We start from the raw sequence: 16,097 nt of genomic DNA, 5'->3' as shown, positions 1-16,097 counted from the left end.
CGCGCTCTGACAATAGCAGCAGTAGCTTTCGAAAAGCCGACAGAGGGCATAAACAGACGCATTGCACCTCTTCGTAGGCGATCTATTGTCATCAGGTCATTTCTTACCTGCATCGGGTAGGTGGACCATGACATCTTGATGTGGTGCCTCCGGCGAAGGAGCGTCATTCGGTCGTCCTTCGCGAACGACCACGCTGGAGGATCCCCGAAACAGCATCAAAACCGACTCGTGCGGTGGCTTTTCGTCACCGCTCCGGTTTCGCCGTGCCTGTGCCTCCGCCGCAAGTCCTTTGAGTGTTTGCTCCACAAGCGCGACAAAGCGGGGTGGACCAGAGGCGAAGACGAGGCCATCTCCCGGTACGGCTCTCACGATGTAACGCTCGTCGGAGATGTTGAGCGCATCGAGTGCCGCCTTGAACGCATCAAAGCTGATTGGACTTAAGACCAAAATGCGGCTTTGCGCCTCATGCGCGTCGGATACATAGAGCACCAGCCCATCGTAATACCATTGAAGATTGTGGAGATTGATCAACCGTTCGAGGAACTCTCGCGGTGGGAGATCGGACATTCGCCCGCGAATCCGCCCCTTCACCCCGGTGCTCACATTGACTCTGATATTTAGGTTGTTGCCGAATTCCTGCAGTGCGGCCGCGAGGTCCTGATCCAGAACCGTGTAACTATAAGGCGTCGACGGCAGCGCCAGGGGAGCGCCGAGCGCCTCGACGACGCCCAAGCAAATGAAAACACCAGCATAGACAAGTTTCTTCAAGATGTGCCGCCTTGTAGATGGAATGAGCATTCCTGCTATTTTTACGACTTGAGAACAAGCACTGGAATTCGTCCCAAAATTTGGAAGCCGCTGCCTCGTCGAAAATTGGAAGCTGACCGTGATCATTAGATGACAGCTGCTCGTCAGTTTTTGGTCAGCTTGCTTCTCTAAGGTGCCGGCCGGTTCGTGTGAACTGATGGCTCACCTCACTACGTGTCAGAAATGATTTCCTCCATGTTGTTTGGCATTACGTCGACCCCTGGCAACTGCGTCGAGTGTGCCTCCAACGGCTGTTCGCCGGCACACGCCCAGTTTGATGAGAGTCTTGCGCAGGCGGCCTCGAACCAAGGTGCCGCCTCTTCTGTAACCGATCGCGCGCCAGCTCCATTGCTGCCGGAAGTGCAGCGTGCAGTCATGTCGCCGAGCCCGCTCGGCGATCGTGTCCTTCAGAGCATTTCTGCTATCCATCAGGGCAGACCATTTCCGTCGGGTGCAGGCGAGCCTGATCCTAGCAAGGATCTCCAGCTTGGGCCGGCAGCGGAACCAGTCTTGCGTGTACAGCAAGTCGAGGTACATCCAGCGGGCAAACCGGAAGGTGTGGATCTCTTCGATTCGGCGCTGGCGAATCTGCGGGATGTTTACAACGGCGTCATCCAGGTTTCGCTCCTCTCCAAGGGCACAGGTTCTGTCAGTTCATCTCTGAACAAGCTTCTATCGGCGGGCTGAGCGGGCCGTTGGTTGTCTTGACGAAAGACAAGATCGGTAACGGCTGTCCCGCAAGAAGGCGGCTTCATGCTCTCGTCCTGTTGCCGCTTTTGCTGACCCTCGCCGGTTGCAAAACTGATCTGTATACCAAAGTTCAAGAGCGCGAAGCCAACGAGATGCTTGGGCTGCTCCTAAGCAAGGGCGTCGATGCCATCCGTGTTGTCGGTAAGGATGGGACCAGCACAATTCAGGTGGAAGAAAAGCAGCTCGCCTACTCAATCCAGCTTCTGAACGACCAGGGCTTGCCGCGCCAACCCTTCAAGAGCCTTGGTGAGGTGTTCAAGGGGGCGGGCCTCGTTGCCTCTCCGGTTGAGGAGCGAGCCCGCTATGTCTATGCTCTCAGTGAAGAATTGTCGCGCACGATCAACGATATCGATGGGGTTCTCTCCGCTCGTGTTCATGTCGTTCTGCCGAAGAATGATCTTTTGCGACAGGATGCAACCCCGTCTTCGGCGTCGGTGTTCATTCGATACGCCTCGAACGCGAAGCTCTCAGCCTTGCTGCCGCAGATCAAGATGCTCGTCGCCAACAGCATCGAAGGTCTATCATACGACAAGGTGGCGGTCGTGTTCGTGCCGGTTGAGCGGGCTCAGCATGAGGGCTCCGTTGTGCCAGCGGCAGCTTCCACCGAACCAACCAAGTTCATTGCAACCCACATTGCGATCGGTGCAGGAGGTGGGCTCGGCGCGTTGGGCATTCTATCTTACGTGCTGCTGAGCACACGTGGGCGACGGCTTCGTCAATCCTGGCTCAAAGTGACAAGTTTCGGCAGAGATGCCAGCAAGCCAGCGGTCCAGTCCGCCGCCAAAAAGCTCTCCTCCGATTCGAAATAGCGGCAGCAGGTCCGTATCGATGGCATCCACTAACCCAAGTTATTCGCTCAACCCGCATTTCGATCGCCTGCGCGAGCTTGCGGCTTTGATCCATCCTAGCCGGTTTGCCGGCCATCTTGATGGGCTCCTGTCGGCCACCACAGTGCTGCAGTTGCAGAAGTCTCCGAGACTGCAGCAAAGACTGGTCGAATTGCTGCTAGGTAGTGAGCTGGTTTCGAACGGAACCGACTGGGGTAGGGACGTTCTGCTCGGGCATGATCCGCGTCGGGCGGCGCTGCTCGCTGGCAGTATCTGGCATGCCCGTTCGGTGCTGAAGCTTGTGTCAAGGCATGATGTAGCGATTCTGATTGAAAATATTGGTGCCGAAGCACATGCTTTCGCAATCCGACACTTATCCAGCGCCGTCGCAACCACATCGATTGACGATCCGCAGAAGCTGGCGAGCCAGATTGAACATGACGGATTTGCCTGCCTTGGCGCTTGGCTGAAGGACGCATCAGAGCTTGACCGTGCGCGCGTTCTTTTCCGCTTACCTGTGGGGACCACCGCCGAATCTCCAGCAGCCGAACACCACAACTCAGCGGGTCAGTTACTGTCTTTGGTGGTGGCCCACTTGGCCACGGAGGAGCCAGCGGCATGACGGCCAATGAAACAGTCTTGCCATATAGCCCGCGGATACGGCCGCTCGGTCCGCTCATACCAGCCGCGGAACTTGGCATCTGGTACGATGCGGTGCAGACGCGCGCTCTAGCCGAGCGCTACCTGCGGCAGGTTCGCAGTTGGGCAAGGAAGGCCTATCAGCAGGAGCGGGAGCGCGGGCACTGCGAGGGTCTAAGGTCAGGCTCGGACGAAGTGGCACAGCTGATTGCCCGAGCTGCTTCCGATGTGGCCGCGCGAAAAGCCGTTCTGCAACAGGAGTTACCTCAGCTCGTCATTGAGATATTGACCGATTTGTTGGGCTCCTTTGATCCGGGTGAGATGTTGATAAGGACCGTTCGTCACGCTGTCGAGAAAAGATATGGCAGCGCAGAAGTATGCCTTCACGTGTCTCCTATGAACGCTGATGCATTAAGTCATGAATTCCTGGCGTTCGATGGAACGAATGGTCGGCCGAAAGTCAGAATTGTTCCGGACCCTGCCGTGGGGCCGGACCAGTGCGTTCTGTGGAGTGAGTTCGGCAGTGTCGATTTAGGACTTGCCGCGCAGCTCCGCACATTGCGTCTCGGCCTTAATCCATCGTCTCAGGAAAGCTATCCGTGACGACGCAACAATCAGGCCATGATCAAGCCGGCGGAGAAGGAGATGTGCATGCGGCGATAGCATCTCTGAGATTCGCAGCAAAGGATGTCGATACGCGTGCCGTGCGGGGACGGATCACGCGTGCGATCGGCACCTTGCTCCATGCCGTGTTGCCAGGGGCCCGTGTTGGAGAACTTTGCCTATTGCAGGATCACGCTTCCGGATGGTCACTTGAGGCGGAAGTCATCGGTTTGCTGCCGGACGGGGTGTTGCTGACGCCCATTGGCGATATGGTAGGCTTGTCCCACCGCGCGGAAGTGTTCCCGACCGGGCGCAAGCAGGAAGTGTCAGTCGGGCCCGACCTGCTCGGCCGCGTGATCGATAGCTTCGGCCGTCCACTCGATGGCAAGGGGCCGATAAGGACGGTCCACACTTGTCCGCTCCGCGGCAAGGCGCCCAACCCGATGAGGCGGCGTGGCATCGAGCAGCCGTTTCCGCTCGGCGTTCGCGTGCTGGATGGACTTCTGACGTGTGGCGAAGGTCAGCGGATCGGAATCTATGGAGATGCCGGTTGCGGTAAGTCGACGCTGATGTCGCAAATTGTAAAAGGCGCGGCCGCCGATGTCACCGTGGTTGCGCTCATAGGGGAGCGTGGACGCGAGGTGCGTGAATTCATCGAACGTCATATTGGAGATGCCCTCGCTCGCACGATCGTTGTCGTTGAGACATCCGATCGATCGGCAATGGAGCGGGCGCAATGCGCTCATATGGCGACCGCACTTGCCGAGTATTTTCGTGATCAAGGGCTGCAGGTCGTTCTGATGATGGATTCGCTGACGCGCTTTAGCCGTGCGATGCGCGAAATCGGTCTTGCCGCCGGAGAACCCCCCACCCGGCGCGGCTTTCCTCCTTCCGTCTTTGCGCTGCTTCCTGGTCTGTTGGAGCGAGCCGGTATGGGCGAGCGGGGCTCGATCACGGCATTCTATACCGTGCTTGTCGAAGGTGACGGCACGGGCGATCCGATCGCCGAGGAGTCGCGCGGCATTCTCGATGGTCATATCATTCTTTCGCGCGCGCTGGCCTCGCGAGAGCATTTTCCCGCCATCGACGTGCTGTCGAGCCGAAGTCGTGTCATGGATGCGGTCGCCTCTGGTCCACATCGCAAGGCGGCATCCGCATTTCGCGATCTGCTCTCGCGCTACAATGAGGCTGAGTTCCTGATCAAGGTCGGTGAATACAAGCCGGGCAACGATCCCCTGACTGATCGGGCAATCGAGTCAATCGAGGAACTGCGCGCATTCTTGCGCCAGGGACAGGACGAGCCGTCTAGCTTTGAGGAGACCGTTTCATGGATGTCGCGTCTAACGGCCTGAATCTCGTGCAAGCGTCGAAATTGCGGCTGGTGAAAGACATGAGAGAGCGAAGCGCGCTTCGTGAATTGTCGAACATGGAAGCCAGGCGCCAAATTGCGGTCGCAGCGCTGCAGCGAGCGTCTGAGAATCTTAAAGGCGCGGAGAATCGTCGCGCCAAGGCCGAAGCTGAACTTTATCAGGAGCTGGCGTCGCTCGAGATGATGTCCGTGACCGAGCTCGATCGTCGCTGTCAACTCGTCCTTGGGCGGCTGGCAGCAGAGATCGAATCGGCACGCCGGGCCCGTGAGCAGGCGCGCATCGCGCATGAGCAGGCCCAGCGGGCGGTGAATGAGGCGCGGACCATATGGGCCAAGCGTTCGGCGGCGAGCCAGAAATGGCAGGAGATTGAGGGCGATGTCCAGCGCACTACCGCTGTCCGTTCGGAGTTTGCAGCCGAAATCGATGCCGACGATGAGGTTTTGCTCCGATATCAGGGCGGTTCGCGCAGCCAGACGGTCGATGGCTCGAACTAATGGCTGGTTCTCTTATCACATCGCGAGCTGCGCCCGCGGAACCTGTCGATAAATGCCATGGGTGAACCCGCACTATTTCAGCCAGCGGCAAAGCTGTCGCATGAAGTGGTCTCCTGGCTCAACGAGACCGCCGCACCGCGCACGGTTCTGCAGAGCCGCATTGGCGATAAGCCGCTATCGATCCGTATGAGCCGGCTTGTTTGGCAGGCCGAGCCATATGCCACATCGGTGCTCGACTGCGTATTTTGCGCCGAAGGCGAGACCGCTGTGTTGTCCTTGCCCCGCCTTCTCGTCGAGGCACTGATTTCAACGGTCCAGTATGGCCTTACTTTACCTTCCGACCCAACCCGCTCGCTCCTTCTCGAACTTGCACTGGAACCCTGGCTCGCTGCATTAGAGATCGTGCTCGCGCGGAATTTGCAGCTGATCCGCGTCGAAGACGCAGCGGCCAAAGACCCCTATTTGGAGTTCGACGTTACTTTCGGGCCGCTGGCGGCCAAGGCTCGCCTGTTCTTGTTCGCGCCTCTTGACGGTCTGGTTCCGTCTGCGTTTCGTGTCTTAGGCGAGTTGATCGGCCAATTACCACGAGATTTAGGTAAGATTTCTTCGGAATTGCCGGTCGTAGTTGCGAGAGAGATCGGCTCGCTGCGCGCGCCCATCAAGCTTCTTCGCCAAGCACAGCCCGGCGACGCACTGCTGCCCGACGTCATTCCCTTTGCCCATGGCCAGCTCATCCTTGCTGCGGACAAGTTGTGGGCGCCGGCGCAGGTCGCGGGCGACAGACTTATTCTTCGGGGACCATTCCGCCTGCAGTCCCATCCTCTAAGGTATGCAAATATGACAATACGCCCCCAAGCTGAACAAGCAATCCCGCCCTCGGAAGCCGACATCGACAGTGTTGAGATCACGCTTGTGTTCGAATGCGGCCGCTGGCCCATCCCGCTCGGTACGTTGAGAAGCATCAACGAGGGGCACGTGTTCGAGCTTGGCCGGGAGGTGGACGGTCCGGTCGACATTGTTGCCAATGGTCAATTGATCGGCCGCGGCGACATCGTACGTGTCGGCGAAGCGTTGGGCATCCGGTTACTTAGCAAGTTGGCGATCAATGGTTGACATTCAACCGAGCATCCTTGCGCTTGTTGCGGCGACCGCCGGTCTTGGCCTGCTGGCGTTCGCAGTTGTCACAACAACGGCGTTCATCAAGGTTTCCGTCGTTCTCTTCCTGATCCGCAACGCGCTCGGCACTCAGTCCATACCACCGAACATCGTTCTGTATGGTGCTGCATTGATCCTTACCGTGTTCATAGGCGCCCCAGTACTCGAGCAAACCTACAACCGCGTGACCGACACGCAACTTCGTTACCAAACCGCCGATGACTGGTTGACCGCCGCCAAGGAAGCTAGCGAGCCGCTGCGCGCCCATCTCAAAAAGTTCACCACTGAGGAGCAGCGCACGTTCTTCCTCTCGTCGACGGAACATATCTGGTCGGAGGAGATGCGCGCCAACGCAACAGCCGATGATTTTGCGATCCTCGTGCCGTCTTTTTTGATCTCGGAGCTTAAGCGTGCGTTTGAAATCGGTTTCCTGCTCTATCTTCCGTTCATCACGATCGACCTGATTGTGACGACAATTCTGATGGCCATGGGCATGTCAATGGTATCACCAACAATGATATCCGTTCCTTTCAAGCTCTTTCTGTTCGTCACAATCGACGGCTGGTCGCGCCTCATGCACGGATTGGTCTTAAGCTACGCATCCCCGGGGGGCTGAGATGGACGAGGCCAGCATCCTCACCCACCTGAGCCGATCATTAGTCCTGTTCATGCTCTGGGTTCTACCGCCGCTCCTGGCAGCCCTCGTGGCCGGATTGGGTATTGGCATCGTGCAGGCAGCAACCCAGCTTCAGGATCAAACCTTGCCGCTTACCGTGAAGCTCCTCGTCGTCGTCGCGGTGCTCGTTCTGTTTGCTCCGGTGCTGAGCGCGCCGCTGATCGAGCAAGCCCAGCGTATATTCACTGAGTTCCCCGCGCTCACAGCGAGGTATTAGTGCACGCGGAACGCAAGCCTGTCTAAGTGTCAGCTATAGCGGTCGCGTTTGTTAGCCTTCATTGCGAACCACAAAAGGGCGAGTTCGTCAGCTTATCGAAAGCTCGCCTCGCTATTATGGGACGGATAGACATCCGAACTGTCCTGTTCGGCTCTATGAGCCTGCCGTATTCGGACGACGCAAGTGAACGAGCAACGGCTTTGATTGCAAGCGGCCCCACGATTCTGGCATTCTGGTGAATGAGCCTGCGAATGAAGGTGCCGCTCGAGACCGATCTCCATAGACTGCGAAATTGATGGAAGCTTCGAGGCCCTCAGATCTCCAAACCGCGCTGCAGCCGGTGAGAGCGGAAGAAGCGTTGCTTGTAGGCCGCGCGCGATTTCGCCGGTGCTCTCATCGAATGGTCATACCTCTGCCGGATGGCTGTAGTCATATGGATAGTTGAAGCCGAAGTCATCTGCCCTGGGAGGCCTGTCGCTCTGCAACCGCAGGGACACGAGATCTGCAGAGTTCTTGACGTCTCACATCATGGCGACGTGAGTGCGACGGTTGCATTGGCTGAAGGGACCACGAGCTGAACTCAAAATGGATGCCTTGTCGCCCACCGAGACGCAAGCTCTGATTCAGACTGCTGTCGAGTTCGTCGTTGCGGCCGGTCTTGGCGCGGCTCGGGCCCTCGGCATTATGCTCGTTCTTCCGGTATTCACGCGACCGCACATTGGCGGGATTATCCGCGCAAGCGCGACGGTTGTGATTGGATTGCCTTGCTTGACGCAGATCAGGAACGGCTTGCAGACACTAGATCCGGGCACCCGTATGGTTGCGGTCTCGCTCCTCGGTTTGAAGGAGATATTTATCGGCCTGCTGTTCGGGTTTCTGCTTAGTATACCACTTTGGAGCATCCAGGCCGTTGGTGACATCATTGATACCCAGCGTGGCATCTCCAGCCAGGTGGACGATCCTGCGACACGCAGTCAAACCGCCCCGATGGGGCTCTTTCTCGGGACTGCCGCGGTTACGATCTTCGTTGTATCAGGAGGTCTGCAGACCATGGTCAGATGCCTCTATGGAAGTTATCTGATCTGGCCCGTGTATCGGCTGCTACCGCCCCTGACCCACCACGGGGCAATGGAGTTTATTGGGCTTCTCGACCATATCATGCATGCGACCCTCGTGGTCGCCGGGCCCGTGCTGGCTCTGCTGCTTCTGATCGACGTATCCCTCATGCTGCTCGGGCGCTTTGCGCCGCAAATCAAGCTGAACGATCTCTCTCCGACCATCAAGAATGCCGCTTTTGGCATCATTATGGTCAGCTACGCCGTGTTCCTGATCGAATATATGGGAGCAGAGATCATCCGGTTCAACGGCGTGCTGGAGTGGCTCGAGAAGTTCTTGAAATGAGCGACACGAGCGAAGAGAAAAAACTTCCACCAAGTCACAAGAAGCTGAGGGACGCGCGTAAGAAAGGGCAGAGCCCGCGCAGCGCCGACTTTGTGACCGCGGCAGGCCTTTGCGCTGGTTTCGGCTGCCTGTGCTTCAGGGCGGGTCCGATCGAAGACGGATGGCGCGAAGCCGTGCGGCTCACCGGCAAGCTGCAGGAACAGCCCTTCAACAGTGCGGCCCGGCAGGCGTTGGTCGGATTAATGGACCTTTCTATAACAGCCGTGGCTCCCATCCTAGGTGCGGCGGTTGTCGCGGCGATTCTGGCCGGCGTCTTGGCCGGCGGCGGGCTGACGATTTCGGCTGAGCCGCTTAAACCCAGCTTTGAGAAATTGGACCCCGTCAAAGGGCTGAAGCGGATTGTCTCCCAGCGGTCGGTTGTCGAGCTTGGAAAGTCTATCGTTAAAGTTTTGGTTCTTGGCGCTACGTTCGTTTTCAGTGTGCTCGCAAGTTGGGGGGCACTGGTATACTTGCCCGTGTGCGATTTGAGCTGCTTTGGTTTTGTCTTTAGAGAGCTCAAAGTGCTGATCGCGATTGCTGCCGGGGCTCTTCTGATTGGCGGCTTGGCCGATCTGCTCATTCAGCGTTGGTTGTTCTTGCGCGACATGCGCATGACTCAGAGCGAAGCCAAGCGCGAGTCCAAGGAACAGGATGGTAATCCGCAGATCAAGGGTGAACACCGCAGGCTCCGCCGGGAGTCGGCGAACGAGTCTCCGCTCGGCATCCATCGGGCGACATTGATACTGACGGGGCGAGCGACATTGATTGGGCTGCGCTACGTTCGGGGCGAGACCGGCGTCCCAGTACTGGTGTGCCGCGGCGAGGGCGAAAAGGCTTCACAGTTACTGGCGGAGGCGCGCGCCCAACGTCTGAGCATTGTCGAGGATCATGTGTTGGCGCGTCAGCTGATCCGAAAAGGTGCGATGGGCAAGGCCGTTCCGATGGAGAGTTTCGAGAGGGTTGCAAAGGCAGTCTTTGCCGCCGGCCTAGTCACGTGAAACTAAAGTTCGCCACATAAAGTCTGCTGGGCTTTGTGGCAGAAGCGTTTGACAGAAGCCAAAATCTGGTCTGCGGACTTGGTCCATTTGAAGGGCTTCGGGTTTTGGTTGTGCAGGTCGATGAAGGTGCGGATGTCGGCCTCGAGCTGCCTGACGGAGGTGTGAACACCTCGCTGGATCTGCTTTCTGGTGAGTTCAGCGAACCAGCGCTCGACCTGATTGATCCATGAGGCGGAAGTCGGCGTGAAGTGGATATGATAGTGCGGCCGTCGGGCGAGCCACCCTTTGATCTGGGGGGTCTTGTGGGTGGCGTAGTTGTCCATGACGATATGGACATCGAGCCCCTCAGGGATTTGAGCGTCGATCTCTTTGAGGAACTTCAAGAACTCGACCGCCCGATGGCGCTTGTAGCATTTGCCAATGACAAACCCGGAAGCGATATCGAGCGCGGCAAAAAGTGTGGTCGTACCATGCCGCACGTAGCTGTGCGTGCGACGTTCCGGCACGCCAGGCATCATCGGCAAGACCGGTTGCTCGCGATCGAGTGCCTGAATCTGGCTCTTCTCATCGATGCTGAGGACAACGGCTCGGTTCGGTGGGGACAGGTAAAGCCCGACAATATCGCGCACTTTGTCGACGAACAGCGGATCGCTCGACAGCTTGAATGTCTGGCTGCGGTGCGGCTGCAAGCCGAACGCCGTCCACATTCGGCGGATCGTGGTGTGAGAAAAGCCAGTTTCCGCAGCCATCGAGCGGATCGACCAGTGCGTCGCGTCAGGCGGCGTTGTACGCAACGTCCGCTCGATTACCTCAGCAACCCGATCGTCGTTGATGGTGCGAGGGCGGCCAGGGCGGGCCTCGTCAAGCAGGCCATCACAGCGATCCTTCAAGAATCGGCGGCGCCACTTGCCAACGGTGTGTTCATGGAGGCCAAGTTCGGCAGCCACAGACTTGCTTGGCAAGCCATCTGCACACCGCAGGATCGCGCGGCACCGCTCAGATAGCGACCGGGCCACACGATGACGACGAACCTGCCTCTCCAAGTACGCCCGCTCCTGCGGACTCAGCACCAACGGCGCGATCGGCCGGCCTTTCCCACCTGCATTCGCCACAAGCGCTCTCCTCTCTCGAGATTCGAGCTATCAACTAATGTGACGAACTTGCGTTCCGGATGACTAGTTTAGCGTCGCACAAAACAGCGATGCGCTCAAACCTCAGGTCAACGACCCAAATGTCCCAAAACCTGATCTGCAAGCTGCACGATCCCAAGAAAAAGGACGAGCAAAGATTTGCCTCCAGGAGGCTCGTCGGCCGATTCCAAGACTGATATGGACAAGAATGGCCAACCGACTTTCATGCTGCTCGGGACTTACGAGCCGCTTATTGGGTTTCTGGCGCAACCCTGTTATGCGTTTCATCCTCCAAATTACTCCTGTTGCCCGCCGACGTGGCCCCACGTGCGGTGATGGGAAGCACTGCACGATCACCACTGGTCGGCATGACAGCGCCATTGCCTAACAAGTCGCCAGGTTCATTGACCATGACCGCAAGGTTATTCCGGACTGAGCAGCCAAGGGTTGGATTGAACGAATTGTCGTTCACTGTAGGACCGACGATGGAGAGCGAGGGGCAGACCGGAGGATGGGCTTCGAAGGTGATCGCTTCGATCCTCACCCCGGAACGAGCCGGCAAATCTACACGAGAAGCGGACAGGTGGATGTTGTAGGTGGCAACGCCCATCGCGCGAGCCTCGTGGGCCACCTGTGCAATGAGTCTGGGTGGGCCGATGACACCCACATGGAGGGCATCCCGCCGGCCGCGACTGGTCGCTGCAATAAAGCTTCGCAGCCGATGCCGTTCGGGGCCACGAAGGCTCTGCAGGAACAGCACGCTACTCTTCTGCTCGACCTGGATCTCTTGGTCAGCCGGCGCGGGCTGGATCGAGGCAGTATTTGCGCAGCCCCCCAATGTTGCTCCAATAGCGATCGGGTAGCACAGATGTCGCAAAGTCATTTGGCGATCCTCATTCCATAATAAAGCCGGCGCTGCCGGTCAATCCTGGTGCGCTGGCGCGAGGCGCATCGCGCTCTCGCGGCGGCCGGGCAACCGTGTTCGTCAAAATCCGCCCGGCGTCTGAGGGCGGTGAGATGCGGTCGCTCGGCGCACTCATCCGGTTCGGATTCGGTCCGGGCCGCACGATGTAGGGCGTAACAATAATGACCAACTCGGTTTCACGTTTTTGAAACGATGAGGAGCGAAAAAGCGCGCCCAGGATCGGCACATCGCCGAGCCAGGGAAACTCGCCGATATCAGTGTTGAAGTTGCGCCTGATGAGGCCGCCGATTGCAAAGCTCTGACCGCTGGCGAGCTCGACCACGGTGCTCGCCCGCCGAGTCGAGAGGGCAGGGACCGCCATGCCATTGATTTTGACTTCGCCTTCGCTCGACAGTTCGCTGACTTCGGGCTTCACACGGACATTGATCTGATTATTGTTGAGAACCGTCGGAACGAACTCGAGGCTCACGCCGAACTGACGAAATTGGACGGAAACCTGCCGGTTGTCCTGCATCACCGGAATGGGGAATTCGCCGCCGGCGAGGAAGCTTGCGGCTTCGCCGGACATCGCCGTCAGATTCGGCTCAGCCAGGATTGAGGCGAGGTGCTCGCTCGCGAGAGCGTCCAGAACAGCGCTCAAGTTGGTGTTGCCGGCGCTAAACCCAATCCCGATCGTGCCACCGCCGCCGGCTGCGCCGGACCCTCCCCCTTTGCCGGCGACAAGGAAAGCGCCGTTTGGGCTCGAGGCGGTGAAGTTGATGTTGAGATCCTTGACGGCGCTGCGGGAGACTTCTGCCACCCGTACGCTGAGATTCACCTGTAATGAGCCGGCGACCTGGATCTTGTTGGCAACCAGCGCGCCAGCCCCAAGAAACTGCTCAGTGACCTTCCTGGCGGTCTCGACAACCTCGGCATTAGGCGCCGTACCGCTAAGGATCGCGCCGCGCGGGGTATAGCTGACCTGAATCGGATAGTCGCCGACCTCGGCCTTCAGCGCGGCCCGCAGATCCTCGATCGGTTGGGTGACGACAACACGCAGCTGGGCGAGAGCCTCTCCGTTGTCGTTTAGGGCGAACAGGCTAGTCCGTCCCGACTTTTTGCCAAACACGAAAATCGTGGTGTTCGACGGCGCCTGATAATCCGCAATGGCCGGGTCGGCAATAAAAATGCTCGCAGCCGGTCCGGTCAGATGAACTGTCTTTCCCTGTGAGGAGGTAAGGTTGAGCGTGCCGCTGGTGCTGCCAGGCGCCACACGTGGCGGCTCTCCTTTGCCATCTCGCTTTACCTGAGCTGCGGCAGCGAGCGGAAGTAGCAGAGCGACTGCGCACAGGGCGTAGCAGAGGCGGGGAAAAGCGGCAGAGTGCGAGCTGCTGGCGGCCAGCGACGGCTCATCGGCGCCGGCGTCATTGTTAACGACGTTCAAGGGATTGTTGCTTTCAAGTGAGACTGCTAGGCAGCCGATGCTGCGCCGATGAGTTCAAGGGTGTAGCCGACACCGCGCGCGGTCGCGATCCTGAGCGTTGCCCCCGCCTGGTTCAAATGCGCTCGTAAGCGGTAAATCCCGACTTCCAGCGCATTGGTCGAGACCTCGTCGTCAAATGCATACAAGCTTTCTTCGAGCGCTGTGCGGGGCACGGTACGGCCCGCGCGGTTTAGCAAATGTTCAAGAATGCACACTTCGCGGCGCGCAATTCTCAGTACTCGTCCACCGACGGAGACTTGCCTCGCGATCGAATCGAAATGCAGATTCCCGAATGTCACCACCGGCGCCGTCATCTGCGTTGATCGTCGCAGAATAGCTCGCATGCGAGCAACGAGCTCGTCGATAAAAACGGGCTTGGGCAGAAAATCATCCGCTCCGGCGTTGAAGATCGCAATCCGCCGACTGAGATCATTGAGATTGCTCATCATCATAGTCGGCATTGATCGTCCTTCGCGCCGCAACTGCTTCAACCAGTCCAAACCATCTCCATCGGGCAAGAAGGATTCGAGCAGTATCATGTGGTAGTTCGCGCAATCCAACGCGGCCGACGCCTCATCCAGCGTCCACGTCACGTCGACGGCGAACCCGCAGTTCAGCAGCGCTTCCTTGACGGCGCGGCCAAAGTCCGCATGATGATCAACCAGGAGAATTCGCATTCATCGCCTCTCGTCAATCCTCGGCAGGACTTGAGCGTGTCACGCTTGACCACGAGGTTCGGCGGAACCCAGAGGATCGCGCTTTGGCGTGATTTCGAAAGATCGTGCGCGATACGCAAGAGCCTGTTGGCAGGCCGCCAATCTCTGCACGTCCATCGTCAGCGGATAGGCGGCGGTCTGCGGCGGATGGTTCGAGCCCGCGGCGCGGCCCAAAATCTCCCTTATGCCGGCAAGAGATCTGCAATCCCTCACGAGCCTGAGAGCCGTGGCGACGCGCTGGTGCAGCTGTGGGCCGAGCATAGCCGTGGCTGCATCGCGAACGCATCCAGTGGCTATCGCGCCAAACCGGCGGAGCGAAAGGAAAGCGCAGGCGAGAGCCGCTGTATTTCTCGCCGAACGGACTTGCGAAACCGACATTGGAACTCCCAAATCGTCTTGATCCGCGGTCAGTCCTGCAAGGCTGTTGAGCCTGTAGTGTCGTCAAGTCACTACGATACAAGTTGTCCGCGTTTAAGACAGTTCACGCGCTATGCGTCGGACGACGGGCTGTAAAAGGCCAAGCTGCGATGAAACGATCAACACGCCCATCGGCGGGTTAGACATTGTCTCGCCAGCCGGTGATAATGGCCAAACATGGTGTCAACCGTCTTGAAGCTCGGTTGCCTCCGAGATCTTCTCCGCGCCAGCCGAGCGAGGGCTGCCAAGGAAGGCGCATCGTCTGAGGTGGTGACGCCGGCTCAATTTCATCAGACGGGTTGAACGGCGCGAGAACGATCTAGTCTCGAGCTTGGACTCAGCCTGTGATCGGTACGGCGATTGCTCGCCTTGTTCTCGCGCGCTTGATCCTGGTCTGTCTGCGAAGAGCGCGCTTCGTCTTGCGATCACAGAGCAGATTAACGATGTAAGCTCTGAATCGGAGCAGTGGAGCGGTGTCACAAGCCGTATTGGCCGAGCATTGAGGTTCTGAGACGTTCGCAATTGTCGCTACCTGTCAGGAAGAGTTCACGCGAGTGGAGTTTGTCGCGAGACTGTCGGAAATCCTACAATCTGACGCTGGGTGAGATTCAAGTGCCTTTAAGGGCTCTTTGTATTGGCGCGATCAACATCGGACTCTTTGTGAGGCAATGACGACACAGTCGGGCCATGCTGTCGAGCTGTGCGAAGGTCAATCTCGCTCTGTCCAAGGTCGTGAGCATTTCAAGCGTAGCGCCATAACGCCTTGAAGCGCGCGAAGAGGCAGTCGTTCGGCTAGGACGCCAAAGATCGGCCAATCCGATCCGCCTCATACTCGGCAATTTAGTGGGAAAATCGGGGCCGGCGCGGGACGTCGATGTGACGCGCAGGACCTAACGTCCGAAATGCAGACTGCCGATCGCGCGAGCCAAGTTGTTCGGCAAGGGGCTGAGGAGAGAATCGATTGCCAGAAGTCATCTTGAATGCGGTCTCCATACATTGCGATTGACTATGAGGCCTTTAGGCATGCTCGGCAAAATCGATTGTTTTGATGGAACGCATCCAGGTTACGGATCGGCTGTAATGCAATAGCGCCGCTTGCTACTGGTGAGTGAATGAATGATGCGATCGCGGCCGAAACACTGTTGGTCGACGCGCGATCATTATCAGAATGGATTAGCTAACGCGAGGGATGCTGCGCCTTCAGCGGCTTACCTCGCCAAATTCGCGTGCCAACCCCTGAAGGGGCTGATAAATGTCTGCCTCGCGATATCACAATGCATCCAAGATGCCACGATGCTTGAACGAGCAAGGGATAAGGGCACAAGGTCGGTGTCCTCTGACCTTCCGTCGGAACTGTCAACCGCTGTACGGCTCGATCGGCGCCTTCCCGGGCCGTCGGTCGCTCCCTTTACGCTTAATCTGTTGTGCATGAGGCGGACCTCATGCGCCGCTTTTCAGTTCTTCGTTGCAG

General features: G+C 58.3%; 16 protein-coding genes. 11 read left to right on the top strand and 5 right to left on the bottom strand.

What is annotated here, in order from left to right:
• Positions 1 to 96: 96 nt before the first annotated feature.
• Positions 97 to 798 (bottom strand): secretin N-terminal domain-containing protein, encoded by a 702-nt coding sequence (locus ACVWYQ_RS15580; protein WP_456727150.1) that lies wholly within the window; start codon positions 796 to 798, stop codon positions 97 to 99.
• A 204-nt stretch (positions 799 to 1,002) separates the two neighbouring features.
• Here ACVWYQ_RS15580 and ACVWYQ_RS15575 point away from each other — a divergent pair, with 204 nt between their 5' ends.
• The 11 genes from ACVWYQ_RS15575 (at position 1,003) to ACVWYQ_RS15525 (ending at position 9,976) form a co-directional block, all read left to right on the top strand.
• On the top strand, positions 1,003 to 1,494 hold the full coding sequence (locus tag ACVWYQ_RS15575) for a nodulation protein NolB (protein ID WP_456725853.1): 492 nt from the start codon (positions 1,003 to 1,005) through the stop codon (positions 1,492 to 1,494).
• Between the two features lie 17 nt (positions 1,495 to 1,511).
• Positions 1,512 to 2,366, top strand: coding sequence for a type III secretion system inner membrane ring lipoprotein SctJ (gene sctJ / locus ACVWYQ_RS15570; protein WP_456725852.1), 855 nt, complete (start codon positions 1,512 to 1,514; stop codon positions 2,364 to 2,366).
• A gap of 19 nt (positions 2,367 to 2,385) precedes the next feature.
• Positions 2,386 to 3,006 (top strand): nodulation protein NolU, encoded by a 621-nt coding sequence (locus tag ACVWYQ_RS15565; RefSeq protein ID WP_456725851.1) that lies wholly within the window; start codon positions 2,386 to 2,388, stop codon positions 3,004 to 3,006.
• On the top strand, positions 3,003 to 3,626 hold the full coding sequence (gene sctL, locus ACVWYQ_RS15560) for a type III secretion system stator protein SctL (RefSeq protein WP_456725850.1): 624 nt from the start codon (positions 3,003 to 3,005) through the stop codon (positions 3,624 to 3,626). Before ACVWYQ_RS15565 ends, sctL begins: the two co-directional genes overlap by 4 nt.
• On the top strand, positions 3,623 to 4,978 hold the full coding sequence (gene sctN / locus ACVWYQ_RS15555; RefSeq protein ID WP_456725849.1) for a type III secretion system ATPase SctN: 1,356 nt from the start codon (positions 3,623 to 3,625) through the stop codon (positions 4,976 to 4,978). Before sctL ends, sctN begins: the two co-directional genes overlap by 4 nt.
• Positions 4,954 to 5,490 (top strand): hypothetical protein, encoded by a 537-nt coding sequence (locus ACVWYQ_RS15550; RefSeq protein WP_456725848.1) that lies wholly within the window; start codon positions 4,954 to 4,956, stop codon positions 5,488 to 5,490. The genes sctN and ACVWYQ_RS15550 overlap by 25 nt, the downstream gene beginning before the upstream one ends.
• Before the next feature lie 57 nt (positions 5,491 to 5,547).
• Positions 5,548 to 6,603: a type III secretion system cytoplasmic ring protein SctQ gene (gene sctQ / locus ACVWYQ_RS15545; protein WP_456725847.1), complete on the top strand. Its 1,056-nt coding sequence runs from the start codon at positions 5,548 to 5,550 to the stop codon at positions 6,601 to 6,603.
• Positions 6,596 to 7,261, top strand: coding sequence for a type III secretion system export apparatus subunit SctR (gene sctR / locus ACVWYQ_RS15540; protein WP_456725846.1), 666 nt, complete (start codon positions 6,596 to 6,598; stop codon positions 7,259 to 7,261). Before sctQ ends, sctR begins: the two co-directional genes overlap by 8 nt.
• Before the next feature lies 1 nt (position 7,262).
• On the top strand, positions 7,263 to 7,538 hold the full coding sequence (locus ACVWYQ_RS15535) for an EscS/YscS/HrcS family type III secretion system export apparatus protein (protein WP_456725845.1): 276 nt from the start codon (positions 7,263 to 7,265) through the stop codon (positions 7,536 to 7,538).
• A gap of 585 nt (positions 7,539 to 8,123) precedes the next feature.
• Positions 8,124 to 8,939, top strand: a complete 816-nt coding sequence (gene sctT / locus ACVWYQ_RS15530) for a type III secretion system export apparatus subunit SctT (RefSeq protein ID WP_456725844.1) — start codon at positions 8,124 to 8,126, stop codon at positions 8,937 to 8,939.
• Positions 8,936 to 9,976, top strand: coding sequence for an EscU/YscU/HrcU family type III secretion system export apparatus switch protein (locus tag ACVWYQ_RS15525; RefSeq protein WP_456725843.1), 1,041 nt, complete (start codon positions 8,936 to 8,938; stop codon positions 9,974 to 9,976). The genes sctT and ACVWYQ_RS15525 overlap by 4 nt, the downstream gene beginning before the upstream one ends.
• Positions 9,977 to 9,978: 2 nt before the next feature.
• Here the strand turns inward: ACVWYQ_RS15525 and ACVWYQ_RS15520 are convergent, their stop codons facing one another.
• From ACVWYQ_RS15520 to ACVWYQ_RS15505, 4 genes are all read right to left on the bottom strand, one after another.
• Positions 9,979 to 11,088 carry an IS630 family transposase gene (locus ACVWYQ_RS15520; protein WP_456725842.1) on the bottom strand — a complete coding sequence of 370 codons (1,110 nt, stop codon included), beginning with the start codon at positions 11,086 to 11,088 and terminating at the stop codon, positions 9,979 to 9,981.
• 268 nt (positions 11,089 to 11,356) lie between these two features.
• Entirely contained in the window at positions 11,357 to 11,989 is a 633-nt protein-coding gene (locus tag ACVWYQ_RS15515; RefSeq protein WP_456725841.1) for a CpaD family pilus assembly lipoprotein, read from the bottom strand.
• A gap of 10 nt (positions 11,990 to 11,999) precedes the next feature.
• Positions 12,000 to 13,454: a type II and III secretion system protein family protein gene (locus ACVWYQ_RS15510; RefSeq protein WP_456725840.1), complete on the bottom strand. Its 1,455-nt coding sequence runs from the start codon at positions 13,452 to 13,454 to the stop codon at positions 12,000 to 12,002.
• A 26-nt stretch (positions 13,455 to 13,480) separates the two neighbouring features.
• Positions 13,481 to 14,170: a response regulator gene (locus ACVWYQ_RS15505; RefSeq protein ID WP_456725839.1), complete on the bottom strand. Its 690-nt coding sequence runs from the start codon at positions 14,168 to 14,170 to the stop codon at positions 13,481 to 13,483.
• Between the last annotated feature and the right edge of the window lie 1,927 nt (positions 14,171 to 16,097).

The organism is Bradyrhizobium sp. USDA 3397 (assembly GCF_054060965.1).
The sequence above is the reverse complement of the archived record's forward strand: the minus strand, read 5'-3'. Positions and strand labels throughout refer to the sequence as shown.